We start from the raw sequence: 17692 nt of genomic DNA, 5'->3' as shown, positions 1-17692 counted from the left end.
ACTTAGAGAAAGAATACTATGCCAAAACGTACTGATTTAAAAAGCATTCTGATTCTGGGCGCAGGTCCAATCGTGATCGGACAAGCTTGCGAATTTGATTATTCAGGAGCTCAAGCCTGTAAAGCTCTGCGTGAAGAGGGCTATCGGGTTATTTTGGTTAATTCCAACCCGGCCACTATCATGACCGATCCGGAAATGGCTGATGCCACCTACATAGAGCCAATCCACTGGGAAGTGGTAAAACGCATCATTGAAAAAGAACGTCCTGACGCAATTCTGCCCACCATGGGTGGTCAAACCGCATTGAATTGTGCCCTTGATCTAAACAAACATGGCGTTTTAGACGAGTTTTCAGTAGAAATGATTGGTGCAACTGCCGATGCTATCGATAAAGCAGAAGATCGTGAGCGTTTCGACAAGGCAATGAAATCTATTGGTTTGGCATGCCCGAGAGCTGAAATCGCGCATACTATCGAACAAGCACATGACGTACTAAGCCGTATTGGCTTTCCTTGCATCATAAGACCTTCTTTTACCATGGGCGGTTCCGGTGGTGGTATTGCGTATAACGTTGATGAATTTGATGAAATTTGTCGTCGCGGATTAGACCTCTCACCAACCAGTGAATTATTGATTGATGAATCGTTAATTGGTTGGAAAGAGTATGAAATGGAAGTGGTACGAGACAAGAGCGATAATTGTATTATTGTTTGTACCATTGAAAACTTCGACCCTATGGGCGTGCACACCGGCGACTCTATTACGGTTGCGCCAGCGCAAACCCTTACGGATAAAGAGTTTCAAATCATGCGTAATGCAGCAATGGCAGTATTACGTGAGATTGGTGTTGAAACCGGCGGTTCGAATGTACAGTTTGGTGTAGACCCGAAAACTGGTCGTATGGTCATTATTGAAATGAACCCTAGGGTGTCTCGTTCTTCCGCTCTGGCTTCAAAAGCGACAGGTTTCCCGATTGCTAAAGTCGCGGCTAAATTGGCGGTTGGTTACACCTTGGATGAACTTGCCAATGACATTACCGGTGGATTAACTCCAGCATCTTTTGAGCCAGCTATAGATTACGTTGTTACCAAAATACCTCGTTTTAATTTCGAAAAATTCGCGGGTGCTAATGACCGTCTAACCACACAGATGAAGTCTGTGGGTGAAGTTATGGCTATCGGCCGTAATCTGCAAGAGTCTTTGCAAAAAGCACTACGTGGCTTAGAAGTTGGTGTTAACGGCCTAAACCCAATTATCGATATTGACGATCCTGAAAGCGAAGACACTATAATTCGTGAACTCAGAGAACCTGGCGCAGAACGTATTTGGTATATTGCTGATGCTATGCGAATGGGGATGTCAGTAGAGCAAGTATTCGCGTTGACCAACATTGATCGTTGGTACTTGGTACAGATTGAGGACCTTATTAACCTCGAAAAACAAGTAGCAGAGATTGGTTTAACGGGTATCGATCTAGATATGATGCGTATCCTTAAACGTAAAGGTTTTGCAGATTCTCGTTTAGCAGAATTAACTAATGTTGCTGAAAGTGACGTGCGTGAAGTCAGACACTCCATGGAAATCATGCCTGTCTATAAACGTGTTGATACCTGTGCTGCAGAGTTTTCAACTAGCACTGCGTATATGTATTCCACCTATGACGAAGAGTGCGAAGCAAATCCATCTGATAAAGATAAGATTATGGTTATAGGTGGCGGGCCTAACCGCATTGGTCAAGGTATAGAATTTGACTACTGTTGTGTTCATGCCGCTTTAGCGATGCGTGAAGATGGTTATGAAACTATCATGGTTAACTGTAACCCTGAAACTGTTTCAACGGATTACGATACCTCTGATAGACTATATTTCGAGTCCGTTACACTAGAAGATGTGCTTGAAATTGTACGTATCGAAAAGCCGAAGGGCGTAATAGTGCAGTATGGTGGACAAACTCCACTGAAACTCGCTCGTGACTTAGAAGCTGCTGGTGTGCCAATAATTGGTACTTCGCCTGATGCTATCGATAGAGCCGAAGATCGTGAACGTTTCCAGCATATGGTGAATAAATTAAACCTAAAACAACCTGCCAATTGCACTGTTAGCAATATGGAGCAAGCGTTGGCCGAAGCTGAAAAAATTGGGTTTCCATTAGTTGTGCGTCCATCCTACGTATTAGGTGGCCGAGCAATGGAAATTGTTTACGATTTAAAAGATCTAAAACGTTATTTGAATGAAGCTGTAAAGGTTTCCAATGACTCTCCTGTTTTACTTGACCGATTCCTTGATGATGCCATTGAAGTTGACATTGACGCCATGTGTGATGGCGAAAACGTGGTTATCGGTGGCATTATGGAGCATATTGAACAAGCCGGTGTTCACTCAGGTGATTCAGCCTGTTCTTTACCTCCGTACTCATTGAGTCAAGAAATTCAAGACGTTATGCGCAAGCAAGTTAAAGACATGGCACTAGAGCTAGGTGTTGTGGGTTTGATGAATACTCAGTTTGCTGTGAAAAATGGCGAAGTGTACTTAATTGAAGTGAACCCTAGAGCGGCTCGTACTGTTCCATTTGTATCTAAAGCAACGGGAATGGCGTTAGCAAAAATTGGTGCAAGAGCCATGGTGGGTCAATCACTTCCTTCACAGGGTGTGAATGAGGAAATTATTCCGCCGTTCTACTCAGTGAAAGAAGTAGTACTGCCATTTGCCAAGTTCCAGGGTGTTGATCCTTTATTAGGTCCTGAGATGCGCTCAACTGGTGAAGTTATGGGCGTTGGCGATACCTTTGAAGAAGCTTATGCTAAAGCGAACCTAGGTGCTGGTGCGCCTATCCCGCAAAAAGGCAAGGCGCTTATTTCAGTACGTCATAATGACAAAAACCGTGTTGTTGAACTTGCGCGCAAGATGATTGAGAAAGGTTTTAGCTTAGAAGCAACCTCAGGTACGGCAAAACAATTGAATGATGTTGGCATCGCCTGTAGTGTAGTTAACAAACTCACAGAAGGTCGACCAAACATCGTTGATGCCATTAAAAACCGTGAGTATTGTTATATTGTTAACACTACCGAGGGGCGCAAAGCGATCAATGATTCCGTGTATATTCGTCGCGAAGCTTTGCTTAATAAAATCACTTATACCACAACGTTAAATGCCGCATTTGCCACTGTGAACTCACAAGCTGCAGATGATCGTGCAAAAGTTAACTCGGTGCAATCTTTACACCAGAGAGTTAACGAACGCTAAACTTGTGGTAAACTAAGTTTACTTTCTAGTTATAAAAGTGCGCATTCACTGCGCACTTTTTAATTAACCTCAATATAAACAAAAGCACAAATAAGTGAGCGTTGATCAATGAATCAATATCCAATGACAGCAAAAGGCGCAGAAATGTTGCGCGAAGAGCTTAATGAACTTAAATCTGTTAAGCGTCCTCAAATCATTCAATCCATAGCAGAGGCTAGGGAACATGGTGATTTAAAAGAAAATGCCGAATATCACGCGGCTCGTGAACAGCAAAGTTTTTGTGAAGGCCGTATTCAGGATATCGAAGGCAAATTATCTAATGCGCAGATTATTGATGTAACTAAGATAACCAATAACGGAAAAGTTATTTTTGGTGCCACAGTAACCATTATCAATGTTGAATCAGATGAAGAAACAACTTACAAAATTGTAGGTGATGATGAGTCAGACATTAAAAATAACCTAATTTCGGTGAATTCACCTATTGCTCGTGGATTAATTGGTAAAGAAGAAGATGACATTGTGACCATTCAGACACCCGCTGGCACGGTGGAATATGAAGTGTCTCAAGTGGAATATATTTAACGTCAAAATTAACTAAAGTTACGCTAACTGAGGTGTAACTTAGATTGAATAAAAGGTGTTTTGGCTGGGCGTTGGTCTAGCCAAAATCCTTAAATCTGTGATTAGCAATCCATTTTAATTACACTACTTTGTGCTTTTAATCTTTTCTCGCCACAACCATCCCAAAACAATTAAACTCAAAATCCATAATGGTAGGTCGCCCCATTTGCGATAAGGCGTGTAGCCAGAAGTACTGGCTAAATCAGCGTATAAAACGCCTGCCTGAAATTGCGGTAATTGATTGATAATTTTGCCATCATAACCGATGAAGGCTGTAATCCCATTGTTGGTAGCCCGAAGAACTGGAAGGCCAAATTCTTTGGCTCGCACTTGAGCTATTTCTAAATGTTGATCAGGGCCATGGGAGTGGCCAAACCAAGCATCATTACTAACCGTTATAATAAAGTCGGTTTCTGGGGTTAGATTTGCTGAGATTTGTCTGGGGAATGCTATTTCAAAACAAATTGCGGGCGCTAAATGTATACCATTTGAAACCAGATTAGCTTGTAAGTAGTCGCCTCTGGTAAAGGATGACATGGGCAAATCAAAAATTGGGGCTAACTTTCTAAGCCAACTTTCAAATGGAATGAATTCTCCAAATGGCAGTAAGTGATGTTTGTCATAGCGGTTTGAGTGCAAATAATGATATTGCCCTTCAGTATCGGCAGAATCTTTCTTGCCTAACGCAATTAGATTATTAAAGGCTTGTCTAGAATCATAATCATAATTGACAATACCGGTTATTAAACCTGAGTCATTGCTGGCAGCTTGGATATCTAAGTCATATAAAAATGATTCAGCTGTTGATTCCAATCGCGGGACGGCTGCCTCAGGCCATATAATAAGCTGATTTTGCCAATGACTTTCTGTCAGTTTACGGTATTTTTCCATGGTGGGAGCCTCTTCTTCTGGCGCCCAACGCATTTCTTGTTTAATGTTGCCTTGTACCATAGCAATGGAGACCGTGTTTGGTTTTGGGCTAACCCAATTAACTGAATTAAGTGCCCAGCCTCCGATTATTAAGATACTCACCAAAGCTACTGAAGGTAGATAAACTTTTTGTTTAATACTAAGAGCGATAGAGGCGCATAACGCGACTACTAAAACACTCACTCCAGTTTCACCGATAACCGGCATCCAGCCTGAAAGGGGACCAGAAAGTTGACTATAACCAATAGATAACCATGGAAACCCAGTAAATAACCAACTTCGAATGAACTCGATTAAAAACCAAATGAAAGGGGCGGCTAACGGCCAGTAGCGAGGTTGACAATATTTTTTGAGAATAAAAGCAAACAAAGCAGGGTATAAGGCCAAAAAACTGCAAAGCAAAATCATTAGCCCTAAGGAGCCTACTAAGGGAAGGCCACCAAAGTCTGCAATACTAACATGAACCCAGGAAATTCCTGCACCAAACCAACCTAAACCAAATGCAAAGCCGGTTTTAAACCCTGATTTAGTTAGTAGTAACCGATAAAAGAATCCTGCCAATAAAACCGGAGTTAAAAACCAAAGTGAAAAAGGTGCATAAGCAAATGTGAGTAAAGCACCTAATAAAATAACACCGATATAATGCAGCATGGTTTTCGTAAACTTAGTCTTCTTTGTTTGGCAAGGTCACTTTTAGTTGTAACAAGCGGCGTTTATCGGAGTTAGTAATTTTAAATATAAGACCATCAATTTCTATCTCGTCTTCGGTCATCGGCATATGGCCAAAGGCTTTCAAAACGATTCCACCAATAGTATCTGCTTGCTCTACATCATAGTGAGTTTCAAAAAATTGATTGAAATCTTCAATGGGTGTAAGGGCTTTAACCGAGTAGGTGTAAGTATTTAAGGGGCGAATATCATCAGAATCATTTTCTTCGATATCATGTTCGTCTTCTATTTCACCAACAATCAATTCGAGTATATCTTCAATGGTAACTAAACCAGAAACTCCGCCGTATTCATCTACCACAATTGCCATGTGATAGCGTTCTTGACGGAATTCTTTGAGCAAGACATCAACCCGCTTACTTTCTGGCACAATGACCGCAGGTCTTAATACGTCTTTTAAATGGAATTCTTTTCCGGGAATGAATGCATAGGCTAGTAAATCTTTGGCTAATAAAATGCCTTCAATATGATCTTTGTCTTCGTTTATGACTGGAAACCGCGAGTGGGCAGATTCAAGCATGACGGGAAGAAACTCTTCCACTGATTCGTCAACGTTGATAGTCATCATCTGCGCCCGAGGGATCATAATATCTCTAACGCGCATCTCGTTGACACCCATCACACCTTCAATCATCTCTCTGGTTTGAGGGTCAATCACTTCTCGTTGTTCAGCATCGGAAATAATATCTACCAATGCTTCTTTACTTTTCGGTTCTGCGTTAAAAGTTTGTACTATTTTATCTAGCCAGCTTTTATTCGTAGAACCGCTAGTAGAGTGGGGGTTGTCTTCGCTCATAATATCTTTTTTAGGTTCCTTGGATCACTATATTTAATGATCTTGATAGGGGTCGTCAATGCCTAATTTTGCTAAAATTTGCACTTCTAGACCTTCCATTATTTGTGCATCATTTTCATTTTCATGGTCAAACCCAAGTAAATGGAGGCTTCCATGGACAATCATATGTGCCCAATGATCAAATAATTGTTTATTTTGTTGCTTAGCTTCTTTTTCGACAATGTCTGCACAAACCACTAAATCTCCCAATAAACTAAGTTCTATTTCAGCAGGGGCCTCAAACGGAAAGGATAAAATATTAGTAGGTTTATCTTTTTCTCGATAGGTTGCATTCAAGTTTTGGCTTTCTTCAGGAGAAACAACTCTAATGGTTAACTCTGTATCTTCAGTTTGTTGATCAGCTAGGGCGCTTTGTAGCCAAAGTTCAAACTGTTCCTTAGATGGTAGGTTGTTATTTTCACAAGCAATTTGGATATCTAAGTCAATATTCACTTGATAGATTTCTCATTGTCGCCTTTTGCGCTTTGTTCTGCTTGTTTTTGTAACTTAGCTTTCTCTTGTGCAGACTCGAACTCTTCATAGGCCCGAACAATGCGAGCTACTACAGGGTGTCGCACTACATCATTAGCCGTAAAGAAGTTGAAAGAAATATCTTGGACATCTTTCAATACGTCTATGGTATGACGCAATCCAGAACGAACCCCTCTGGGTAAGTCTATTTGAGTAATATCGCCAGTAATCACCGCACGTGAATTGAAACCAATCCGGGTTAAAAACATTTTCATTTGTTCGACAGTGGTATTTTGACTTTCATCTAAGATGATAAAAGCATCATTCAATGTACGTCCACGCATATAAGCTAGTGGCGCTACTTCGATGACGTTACGTTCGATTAGTTTTTCAACTTTTTCAAAACCCAGCATTTCAAAAAGGGCGTCGTACAGGGGACGCAGGTAAGGGTCTACTTTCTGCGATAAGTCACCTGGTAAAAATCCGAGCTTCTCACCGGCTTCTACTGCTGGGCGAGTTAACAGGATGCGACGTATTTCTTGGCGTTCTAAAGCATCTACTGCACACGCTACGGCTAAATAGGTTTTACCCGTTCCTGCAGGACCAACGCCGAAACTGATGTCATGATTCAAAATATTCGACACGTATTGGCTTTGATTAGGGTTTCTGGGTTTAATAACGCCCCTACGGGTTTTGATATGTACTTCTTTGCCGTAATGCCCAGCTTCAGCTTTTTCAAGACATTTGGCTTCTTGAATGGCCAAGTGAACTTGGTCAGACTCTAAAATCGGTACCTTTCCTTTGACGGGTTGAGTTTCGATATACAGTAATTTCAACAGTTGTGCTGCGCCGTTACTTTGTGAAGGGTCACCAAGTACTTTAAATTCATTATTTCGATAGGTAATTTCCACCCCTAAACGACGTTCTATTTGCTTTATGTTGTCGTCTAATGGTCCACATAAGCTCGATAACCGTTTGTTATCCGCGGGTTCTAAAAATACTTCGCTACTGACAATAGTACTCAAAATTAAAATTTACCTTTTTTTATCTAATTTAATGTTGGTGAAAACGTCTGAACGCCCAACGCGTTTTCTTGTGCCGTTTGTTTTGACAATATGGTTTTAGGGGCAACACTGACTCTTAAGCCCATATCTTTTTCACGTCTGACAACGTCTCCTCGCAATGAGTTTGCGAATACGTCCGTAATTTCTACGTCGATAAACTCACCTATCATATCAGGCGTGCCTTCAAAGTTAACAACCCGATTATTTTCGGTACGTCCAGATAGCTCCATTGGATTTTTCTTAGAAGGCCCTTCAACTAAAATACGTTGCTCTGTGTTCAGCATATTTCTGGCGATTCGTAAGGCTTGCTGGTTGATTCTGCTTTGCAAAATTTGTAGTCGTTGTTTTTTAGTTTCTTCACTGACATCATCGGGTAGGTCGGCCGCCGGTGTACCGGGACGTGCGCTGTATATGAAGCTAAAACTCATATCAAAGTCAATTGCTTGGATTAAATCCATTGTCGCCTGAAAATCGTCATCAGTTTCTCCAGGGAAGCCAATAATGAAGTCAGAAGACATACAAAGATCAGGACGAATCTTTTTAAGTCGACGAATTTTAGATTTAAACTCGATTGCGGTATGGCCACGTTTCATCAAGTTTAGAATGCGATCTGCGCCACTTTGTACTGGAAGGTGGAGATGATCAACTAACTCAGGAATAGAAGCGTAAGCTTCAATGAGGTCATCTGTAAATTCAACCGGATGTGAAGTTGTATAGCGAATTCTGTCGATACCATCGATGGAAGCAATTAACTCAAGTAGTTCAGCAAAATTACAAATACTTTCATCAAAGTGAGGCCCTCTAAATGCATTTACATTTTGACCTAGTAAATTAACTTCGCGGACACCTTGCTCTGCAAGTTGTGCCACTTCGAGTAAAACATCATCTACCGGACGACTGACTTCTTCACCTCTAGTGTAAGGTACTACACAGAAGCTACAGTATTTTGAACATCCTTCCATTATCGATACGAAAGCGCTAGGACCATCGGCTCGAGGTTCCGGTAAACGATCAAATTTTTCGATTTCAGGGAAACTAACGTCGATTACTGATTTGCTGCCACCTTGTATCTGATTGATCATCTCTGGTAATCGATGCAAGGTTTGTGGGCCAAAAATTAAATCTACAAAAGGTGCGCGTTGTCTTATAGTTGTACCTTCTTGCGAGGCAACACAACCACCGACACCAATAATTAACTCTGGTTTATCTTTTTTCAGGTTTTTCCAGCGACCTAATTGGTGGAATACTTTTTCTTGGGCTTTTTCGCGAATAGAGCAAGTGTTCAACAAAATAACATCCGCATTTTCAGCTTCGTCAGCAAGCTCATAACCATGAGTAGAATCAAGTAGATCGGCCATTTTTTCCGAATCATACTCATTCATTTGGCAGCCCCACGTTTTAATGTATAACTTTTTGCTCATATTGCGTTTTAAACCCTAATATTTATATGTCATGTAAACGTCATTATTGACAGTCTATGGGAGACAAACTTCTTTTAAGCTAGCCTTAATCGAACCGCTTATTTTAACGTTAATTGAGGATAGGATCTAGCTTTCATCTATTATTTAACTGCCAGAGATTCTCAGTATCTAAATATTTCAATAATTCACTGAATAAACGCTCTTTAATTCAGTATGATATAGCTATTAATTGTAATTCAGCGTGATGTGAATATATGTTTGATGTAGGTATAGTTGGGGGAGGAATGGTGGGAGCTGCTACCGCTGTAGGGCTTGCACAACAAGGTCTTGATGTGGTCGTGTTTGAAGCTAAACTACCCTTTGACTATGCTCCAGAGCAACCACCGGATATGCGGGTATCGGCTATTAACCTTAATGCTCAAACCCTATTAAGCTCTTTGGGGGCTTGGCAAGATATTGAATCCAAGCGTCTTTGCCCATTTAAAAAAATGCTGGTTTGGGAGAGTGACAAAGGGTCGACACAATTTGATTGCAATGAAATCAATCAACAACAGCTGGGGTTCATTGTTGAAAACCGATTGATTCAGTTGTCACTATTAAATCGTATTAATATGTTGCCAAACATTACCCTAGTTAGTGGCGCAACCATTAAAGATATTCACTTGGGAACGCCAAATATTATTCGCACCGAGGATAATGCATCATATGAGTGTAAAATTCTTGTTGGTGCTGATGGTGGGAATTCCCAGGTTAGACGTTATTTGAATATTGGTCAGCAAGGTTGGCAATATAAGCAACAGGCAATGGGGATCAACATAAAATTGGCGGATGCTAAACAGCAAGATATAACTTGGCAACAATTTAGGTCTTCAGGTCCGTTAGCATTTTTACCTTTGTATGACGGCTTTGCTTCGTTGGTATGGTACGACTCGGCAGCCAAAATTGCAGAGTTAAAACGCTTAAATATGAGCCATTTGAAAACTCAAATTATTGCTAACTTTCCCCATAAACTGGGTGATTTTGAAATATTGCAAAGCGCAAGTTTTCCCCTAACACGTATGCATGCAAATCAATATTGTAAAGGTAACTCTGTGTTAATCGGTGATGCAGCCCACACAATTAATCCTTTAGCGGGACAAGGGGTAAACTTAGGGTTCCGTGACGTAGCTGCACTTTTAGAATGCTTGAGTGATTGGGATAAGAGTGAAAACTCTGTCCATCATTTATTAAAACAATATGAAAATAAACGGAGATCATCAAATCTATTGATGATGTCTACCATGGATGCAATATACGCGGTGTTCAGCAATGATAATTTACCTTTAAAATTGTTCAGAAATGTTGGGTTAAATTTGGCGGATAGGGCAGGGCCGATTAAAAAGCAAGTAATGAAGGTAGCATTAGGATTGGCCTAAAGTTGCGCCAATCCTAATAGGGTAAGCTTATTTCCCCCAAATTCCTTTTTCGGTTTCACCTTGAATATCACAGTCTCCATTGACGTATTCTGGCTCTTGACCTCTTTTACGTTTTTCAAAGTAATCCTGACTAATTGCCACTATTGTAGGCGTCATCATTACTATGGCAATAATATTGATAAAGGTCATCAACCCTAACGCCATATCGGCCATTGCCCAAACTTTAGGTAGTGAAGCCATTGACCCCCAGAAAATCATCAATAGATAACCCGCTGTGTAAACCCATCGTCCCACTTTGTTGTCTAGCTTGAACATATGCAAATTACTCTCGCCGTAAGCGTAATTTGCAACAACAGAGGTAAATGCGAATAAACTAATGGCTGCAGCAACAAAATCACCACCAAATTCACCTAAGTGGCTACCCATTGCGTCTTGTGTTAAGCGTATGCCTTCCATTTGCTCACTACTTGATCCTCCAGCTAATAATATAACAACTGCAGTGCAAGTACATAGGATCATGGTATCGATAAAGACACCAAGCATTTGCACATAGCCTTGTGAAACTGGATGGTTAGGATTAGGCGAAGCACCCGCTGCGGCGTGAGGCACACTTCCTGAGCCCGCTTCATTGGAATAAAGTCCTCGTTGGATACCGTTTTTAATCGCTGCTCCTAAAGCACCTGCTGCAGCTTCATTCAAACCAAAGGCTGAGGAAATAATATCCGCAAGCATTGCAGGCACAAGATCAAAATTAGCGATGGTAATACCTAGGGTTACCAGAACATAGGTAATGGCCATAAAGGGCACTATCCATTCAGCAAATCTTGCAATAGCACGAAGGCCACCAACCACAATCATTCCCGCCATCAGGATTATAATTAGACCTGAATAATGGGTTGGTATTTCATATGCGTGGTTTAAGGCATCGGTAATGGTGTTAGCTTGTACGGCACTAAAAATAAAGCCATAACCTAAAAATAGAAACAACGAAAATAGCACGGCTAACCAACGCTTATTCAAACCTTGTTGAATATAGTAAGCAGGACCACCTCGGAACTCACCGTTAATATCTCTTACTTTATAAAGTTGACCTAAAACGCTCTCTGCAAATCCTGTTGCCATACCAAGTAAAGCAATCATCCACATCCAAAATATAGAACCAGAGCCGCCTAATGAGATAGCTACTGCGACACCTGCTAAATTTCCCGTTCCAACACGAGCAGATAAACTGGTACACAGTGCCTGAAATGAACTTATGCCGGAAGCATCACTTTTGGTACTGTTTTTCATGATGCTAAACATGTGCCCGAAGTGCCGAAATTGTAAAAATCCCAACCTTATAGTGAACCATATACCAGCACATACCAACATGAGCGCAAGTATTGGAACGTAAAAGCTAGATTGATTTGCTTCGGTTTCCCATAAAACACTTAACCCTCTGTTCCATAGTAAATCGTTTATGAAACTTACAATGTCGTTTATCACTCTGATCCTTAGCCATTTATAATTTTTATTTGGTTTAGTTTGAAGTGATCCTGTACTTAAGTAAAGGGTTGGAGAGGGAAGGGAGAGAATTTGCTAGAAATAAAAAAGCCCAAGACAGAATCTTGGGCTTAAATATGGCTGGGGTAGCTGGATTTGAACCAACGAATGGCGGGATCAAAACCCGCTGCCTTACCGCTTGGCTATACCCCAAATGGCAGTAAGTGCAAATGCACTTACTACGCAAAAGATGGCTGGGGTAGCTGGATTTGAACCAACGAATGGCGGGATCAAAACCCGCTGCCTTACCGCTTGGCTATACCCCAACAAAGATGGTGCGGAAGGAGAGACTTGAACTCTCACGCCGTGAAGCACTGGAACCTAAATCCAGCGTGTCTACCAATTCCACCACTTCCGCACATGCTTGTCCTAAAACAAGACTTGGTGGCTACGGCGGGACTCGAACCTGCGACCCCATCATTATGAGTGATGTGCTCTAACCAGCTGAGCTACGTAGCCATCTATCTTTGGGTACTCCTCTCTGGAGTGGCGCGTATTATGCTGATTAGGTTTGGGGTCGTCAACACTTTTTTTAACGGAATTGTTTGTTTGCTCGATATCTAACCAAGCTAACTTAAAAAATATACAAAATGGCATATATTTATACAAAATCATCCGTTGTTTTAGCAAATATGAATGATTGCTTTGCTTTAAAAAGCAAAGGGAAGTGCCATTAGTTAAAACTATTTTTAGTCTATTAAGCGGGATATAGCCTAATTACGTTATTTATTAGGGTTAAAATCCCACTCTTACTTGTTGGCAGTAAATAATAAATTGCAATACAGTGGTGTCCCTGTGGTTTATTTCCATGCTGAGGGTTCGATAACAAGACAACAATATATTATGAGCAGGTGCTGCTCAATACGATGGGGAGTCGAACAATTAGTTTATTAATATCTCAAATGTCAGATTAGACGATTGAAGTTTCATACGAACTTAACGAAAAGAACTGTTAGTAGGGCATTGGATATACTTATGTAGCTTACTCAGTATTTTTTAACTTGAGTTTAGTTTATGCGTATTTGGTTAGATTTGATTCTAAGTATAAAGAGAGAGATGTTGAAAGGTGGTTCTACGTTAAGCGTGAAGACTTCTGTAATCATGGTTTTAAAACAAAGCGTTTATACACCAAAATTACTATTTAATGCGTAGAGGATAGTATTAAGGCCCACATTAGTGTGTCTGTATTTATTGGACTCTATTTTCCGTTGTTCATGTCATTTTTTATAAAAGCCTAGAAAAATAAAAAAGCCCGCAATTGCGGGCTTTTGAATTAACTAACTATTAACCCATACTAAAATAGGTTAATCACTAACGAATTATTGAGCTTCTACATCAAGAACTGTTAGCGCATTTTCGTCACCGTTTTCGTCTTTATATATGACGCCACCAACGTAGTTTTCACCACTTTGCAGTCCATACATACCAACATAAGCTCGGCTAGTACGACCTTCAACAGCTACCGAAGAAGCTACGACGGTCAATTTGCTTTTGCCAGACTCATCAACAGTCCAGACGTGTAACGGAGCTACAACACTGTCTGCGCCGTTTAATGAGTAGCCGTGTACAAATACTACGTAAATGTCACTACCACCCAAATTAGCTAACGGCTCAGGATCAATTAAGACAACTGATTCATCAGATGTTGCAGTTAAACTAGAACCAACTTCTGAACAGCTAAAGCCAGGACAAGCGTATACAAAAAGGTCCAAATCGACGCCTTCTATACTTTGATCTTCGTCATAAAGAGCAAATTTAGCGATGCGTGTACCTTCAGGTACGTCTACAAAGTAAAACCCTAAACCAGGTTCGTTGAAAGCGAATTCTTGGTCAGCATCTTGCGCAACTGTATCTAAAAATACATCTGCAGTATCAAGACCGATTCCTTGAACGAAAAATCTACCATTATAACCAATATCCGCTGACAAGGTTACTCGAGCAACAGAGCTTGTAGTCGTCATGTTCACTGTTTCAGGAGCAATAACTCTAAGTGGTGCAGTAGGTTTGATGGCTATTGGACTGCGCACATCGTGACTTCCATCAGTCCATGTAATATCACCAAATACCCACTCATCGATTACAGCGCTATCGTTTTTAGCAAAGGTAACTTGATAGATACCTAAACCATCATCGTTAAAGCTCATAGTATCGGAGTCAACAATTGTATCTGTGGCAAAATCGTAAACACTTACGGTTACATCAATACCTTCAGGTGCATCAACTGTAGCAACATAACTGTCAGAATCGCTCACATTAGTCACGTATCGTGTAATGGTTTGCGTGTCAGCAAGTTGTTCAATTGCAATAGAAGGTAGGTTGAGGTCACTCGCATCCGTTGGATAACCAGCACCTTCAAAGGCTGCACAGGTATAACCTGAAGTTGTTTCTGTAAACGCTGCTTCGCCTTGACCACATAGGAATGCCCAGTAATCAAACTCATTAGCGTCATAGACTAAACCAGGATCAACTGCGTAGTTAGGATCGACATGACCAGCACCATAGTCAAATGGGTCAGCAGCAGTCAAGCCGTCTTCTTTTGTAAGGTTTTGTCTAGCTGTGGTCATTATTGCAGATTTAACAGCAGCAGGACTCCAGGTTGGATGAGCCTCTCTAATTAAAGTGGCTAAGCCAGCAATGTGAGGTGAAGACATAGAAGTACCGCTTAAGTAAGCATAACTTTCGCCCATCTGTCCGCTGTCAATTTGAGAACCAGAAGTTCCTGCTAGTATCTGCTGCCCCGGGGCTGTGATATCAGGTTTAATGATATCTGCTGTTGCTAGACTTTCACCACGTGAAGAGAAGCCCGCCATCTGATTGCCAATTTCTGAAATTATGCCACCAGAAATACCATCATTGGTTAAGGTAACACTTACAACCATTTCATCTACTAAATCTACTAATTCCAATCCATCAGAATTAGAGATCATCACACCAGGAATATTGATTCCAGTGCTTTCACCGCCCATGACGATCGCTTCAGCAGTTGAATAAACAACCACCCCGACTGCGCCAGCTTCTTGTGCATATAGAATTTTTTCTGAAAATGCACATGAACCTCTAGAAATTAAAGCGATATTTCCGTCAATTTCTTCAGCATTTGTAATTGGATTGTTACCAGTAAAAATATCTGGATCTTCATCACACATCAATTCTGGAGATGTCGCTACCAATTGACCACTAAGACCTTCGTCAGGAATTGGAGAAGTAATTGAACCACCTAATGAATAATATGCGTCATTCGTATCGCCATAACTCACATTAAGAGATTTCCCCACAACCTCTGCATCTCCATCGTATGTTGATGCGCCAACTGTCGTTACCCATGGAACATTATGGGCGACAGTTTGTGCGCCTGGACCTGAGTTACCAGCAGAAAGTGAACTAAATACACCCCCTTGGGCTGCGTTGAAAAAGGCAACATGAACGGGATCAACCAATGCAGTAGTGCTACCACTGATTGAATAGTTAATTACGTCTACTCCATCAGCAACTGCAGCATCTATAGCTGCTACAGAATCAGTAGGGAAACATCCGCTATTGCCTTCTGCACTGCCATTCCAGCAAACTTTATAGGCTGCGACACGAGCTCGAGGAGCCATACCTGTCACAGTACCTACTTCAAGGCCTAATATAGATGCTGTTACATTTTCATTTCCGCCCGCTGTAGTCATGGTGTGAGTACCGTGACCGTCAGCATCCCTAGGAGAATCAAACTCACCTGGTAAGATTGATTCGGGAGCGAAACCTGAATTAAAATAACGCGCTCCAATCAATTTATTATTACAACTAAATAATGGGTCGGTACCTACATCACAAGCATCTTCAGCTGCTGGCCATTCAGGTCTTGTATCCTGGATAGGTGCATAACCTTCATCATCTAAGCTAGGGTTTTCAGGCCATACACCTGAATCGACCACCCCAATGATCATATCTTCACCTTTATTACCTAAAGTATGAAGACCATTAGGAGCCGTTAAACCTAAAAAACTAGGTGTATTTGACGTATCCATATGTCTAACTTCATCTGGCCAAATATTCAAAACTTCTGGATTACTTTTTAGTTTTGCAATTTGAGCTTCCGATAAGACTGCTGCGAAACCGTTAAAAGCATGCTCATAGGTATAGACTGCTTCCGTTACACCAACACTACTCATTACTTGTTTTTGTTTATTAACTAGTTGTTGGCGATATGCAATTGATGCTACTGAATTTGCATCGTATTTAGCAGTACTTAAAATCCCATCTGCTTTAGATGGCAAAGTAGCTGATTTAACACCATTAATTGCAGGTTGGTCTTTTAATTGGACAATGTACCTTGAGGTGGCTTTTAAATTATGGGTGGTAGTACCATCTAAGGTGAGTAAACTGCGGTCTGAATTTGATAATGCCAAAGCACTATGCACAGACATCGCCAAAAAGCACCCTGTTCCGAGCACTGTTAGCTGTTTGCGTAACATAGAATCTTCCTTTATTGTTTTATAATTATGAGCAGCTTGTTACTGCCTACGTATAGAAACGCTTTCCAAACTTCTTTGGTTTGGTAACTTGACTAAGATAGCCAAATCTAATCTCTACAACTTGAAAACATTTGTTTTATTTTTTGTTGTGGTCGTAGATTAGACTTTTAAGTAAAGCAAGAAACATTCCCTCTATATAGCCCGCTGATATATATAATAATTTTTTTTGAGCGCCAATGATTTAATCATAAGTTGTTAAAAATACTGACATAAATTTGATTGATTGCTATACGATTTGTTTATTCATTGACTGTGAGTCACCTCAATTATTGGTGTTAAATTTAAAGTACTCTACGAGAACTAGCCGTTGGTATCTTTTGATATGTAAAATGTAAGGCCGTTAAAAGATATCGCTTTCCTTTATAATAGCTGCCACCTTCCTAAATAGATGTCACCTTTATAAAAAGATGTCACCTTCCTATATATAAGCAAGTAACACTTACATTATTAAGTCATAATAAGACTACTAATTACCTTAGGGATTGCCCAGGGGGATATTAACTCCCTAAATAACCTGCAAAAACGGCTTAATTGATGCAAAAATCAGCAAACAAACGGTTTTTTCAATTTATTTTAAAATAGCGCTTGATCTTCCGATTATGCTCTGTAGAATGCGCGCCTCGCTTCGGGACAAACTTTAAAGAATGTCTCTTCTTAATCAGCTTAATAGGTTGTTTAAGAGCAAGCCGCAAGGCAAGTGTGAAGCGGGATGGAGACAATATAGCGATTTGAAATAAATTCAAAAAAAACTAAATAAATTGTTGACATCAAATACCGGAAGTGTAGAATACGCCTCCCGCTTGAGAGAGACCTAACGGACTCACTCAGCAGACAAGATTTTAAGGTAACGCCAAAGGGCAGTGACCTAGTGACAAAACCTTCGGGTAAAGACACTAAACGT

10 protein-coding genes and 4 tRNA genes are annotated in these 17692 nt (G+C 40.7%); 3 read left to right on the top strand and 11 right to left on the bottom strand.

The annotated features are described in order from the left end of the window. Positions 1-18: 18 nt before the first annotated feature. Positions 19-3243, top strand: coding sequence for a carbamoyl-phosphate synthase large subunit (gene carB, locus ABJV04_RS19415; RefSeq protein ID WP_348493250.1), 3225 nt, complete (start codon positions 19-21; stop codon positions 3241-3243). Positions 3244-3351: 108 nt separating this feature from the next. Continuing rightward, the gene (greA, locus tag ABJV04_RS19410) at positions 3352-3828 is read left to right on the top strand and encodes a transcription elongation factor GreA (RefSeq protein WP_348493249.1); all 477 of its coding nucleotides are present in this window, start codon (positions 3352-3354) and stop codon (positions 3826-3828) included. A 123-nt stretch (positions 3829-3951) separates the two neighbouring features. Here the strand turns inward: greA and lnt are convergent, their stop codons facing one another. The 5 genes from lnt to miaB are packed head-to-tail and all read right to left on the bottom strand — an operon-like array spanning position 3952 to position 9317. Further along, positions 3952-5448 carry an apolipoprotein N-acyltransferase gene (lnt, locus tag ABJV04_RS19405; RefSeq protein WP_348493248.1) on the bottom strand — a complete coding sequence of 499 codons (1497 nt, stop codon included), beginning with the start codon at positions 5446-5448 and terminating at the stop codon, positions 3952-3954. Positions 5449-5461: 13 nt separating this feature from the next. Beyond that, complete coding sequence (corC, locus tag ABJV04_RS19400) at positions 5462-6322, bottom strand: CNNM family magnesium/cobalt transport protein CorC (protein WP_348493247.1); 861 nt, start codon at positions 6320-6322, stop codon at positions 5462-5464. Between the two features lie 33 nt (positions 6323-6355). Continuing rightward, positions 6356-6814: an rRNA maturation RNase YbeY gene (gene ybeY / locus ABJV04_RS19395; RefSeq protein WP_348493246.1), complete on the bottom strand. Its 459-nt coding sequence runs from the start codon at positions 6812-6814 to the stop codon at positions 6356-6358. Continuing rightward, positions 6811-7857, bottom strand: coding sequence for a PhoH family protein (locus ABJV04_RS19390; protein ID WP_348493245.1), 1047 nt, complete (start codon positions 7855-7857; stop codon positions 6811-6813). The genes ybeY and ABJV04_RS19390 overlap by 4 nt, the downstream gene beginning before the upstream one ends. A 23-nt stretch (positions 7858-7880) precedes the next feature. Continuing rightward, a complete protein-coding gene (gene miaB, locus ABJV04_RS19385) occupies positions 7881-9317 on the bottom strand; it encodes a tRNA (N6-isopentenyl adenosine(37)-C2)-methylthiotransferase MiaB (RefSeq protein WP_348493244.1) in 1437 nt (478 codons plus the stop codon). Between the two features lie 254 nt (positions 9318-9571). On the opposite strand from miaB, the gene ABJV04_RS19380 reads away from it, so the two are divergent. Beyond that, positions 9572-10732 (top strand): FAD-dependent oxidoreductase, encoded by a 1161-nt coding sequence (locus ABJV04_RS19380; RefSeq protein ID WP_348493243.1) that lies wholly within the window; start codon positions 9572-9574, stop codon positions 10730-10732. Positions 10733-10759: 27 nt separating this feature from the next. Here the strand turns inward: ABJV04_RS19380 and ABJV04_RS19375 are convergent, their stop codons facing one another. The 6 genes from ABJV04_RS19375 to ABJV04_RS19350 form a co-directional block, all read right to left on the bottom strand. Continuing rightward, on the bottom strand, positions 10760-12217 hold the full coding sequence (locus ABJV04_RS19375; RefSeq protein WP_348493242.1) for an alanine/glycine:cation symporter family protein: 1458 nt from the start codon (positions 12215-12217) through the stop codon (positions 10760-10762). Between the two features lie 135 nt (positions 12218-12352). Beyond that, positions 12353-12427, bottom strand: a tRNA-Gln gene (locus ABJV04_RS19370). 38 nt (positions 12428-12465) lie between these two features. After that, a tRNA-Gln gene (locus ABJV04_RS19365) sits at positions 12466-12540 on the bottom strand. Positions 12541-12547: 7 nt separating this feature from the next. Further along, positions 12548-12632, bottom strand: a tRNA-Leu gene (locus ABJV04_RS19360). A gap of 24 nt (positions 12633-12656) precedes the next feature. After that, a tRNA-Met gene (locus ABJV04_RS19355) sits at positions 12657-12733 on the bottom strand. An 860-nt stretch (positions 12734-13593) separates the two neighbouring features. Continuing rightward, complete coding sequence (locus ABJV04_RS19350; RefSeq protein ID WP_348493241.1) at positions 13594-16731, bottom strand: S8 family serine peptidase; 3138 nt, start codon at positions 16729-16731, stop codon at positions 13594-13596. Positions 16732-17692 lie beyond the last annotated feature (961 nt).

Origin of the sequence: Aliiglaciecola sp. (assembly GCF_039982535.1) — a bacterium.
In the GTDB taxonomy this organism is placed as follows: domain Bacteria; phylum Pseudomonadota; class Gammaproteobacteria; order Enterobacterales; family Alteromonadaceae; genus Aliiglaciecola.
This window is presented reverse-complemented; position numbering and strand designations above follow the sequence as displayed.